Origin of the sequence: Legionella nautarum (assembly GCF_001467895.1) — a bacterium.
Classification (GTDB): domain Bacteria; phylum Pseudomonadota; class Gammaproteobacteria; order Legionellales; family Legionellaceae; genus Tatlockia; species Tatlockia nautarum.
Map to the genome: position 1 here is coordinate 38,877 of NZ_LNYO01000011.1, position 433 is coordinate 39,309.

Sequence of the window (433 nt, forward strand, 5' to 3'; positions counted from 1 at the left end):
ACTTAGCTTTTTATGAGTGTTCTAGAAACAAAGCATAGATCAAAATAAAGCCTAAATTGAGGCAGTTAAGAATTGCTTGATTGAAGCCAGTTTTTAACATAGGACATCGTCTCTTCAATGACTGAAACGGCTTGCGCATAAAGTTTCTCAAATAGCTCTCGTTGCCCTGATTTCCAATAGCGCTCTAAGTATTGGCAAGCATATTTCATACGAAGAGTACCGACATAGACAGCGCCTCCTTTCATTTTATGGGCAAGTTTTTCGACCTGCTCATAGTTTTTAGCCGCAAAAGCGGCTTGCATCTTGGCAAAATCTTGAGGGATTGCAGTGTCGACTAAGCTTTGTAGTAAGGTAATCCCCCCATTTTTAACCGAAGTTAAAAGTAGAGGATTAGGCCACTAGAGCCAGTTTTTGCCTTGGAGTAATCCCTCCA

1 protein-coding gene is annotated in these 433 nt (G+C 40.9%); it reads right to left on the reverse strand.

Annotated elements, in window-relative coordinates; all coding sequences use genetic code 11:
- Positions 1–65 precede the first annotated feature (65 nt).
- Positions 66–356 carry an Hpt domain-containing protein gene (locus Lnau_RS03330; RefSeq protein WP_157070618.1) on the reverse strand — a complete coding sequence of 97 codons (291 nt, stop codon included), beginning with the start codon at positions 354–356 and terminating at the stop codon, positions 66–68.
- Positions 357–433: the final 77 nt, after the last annotated feature.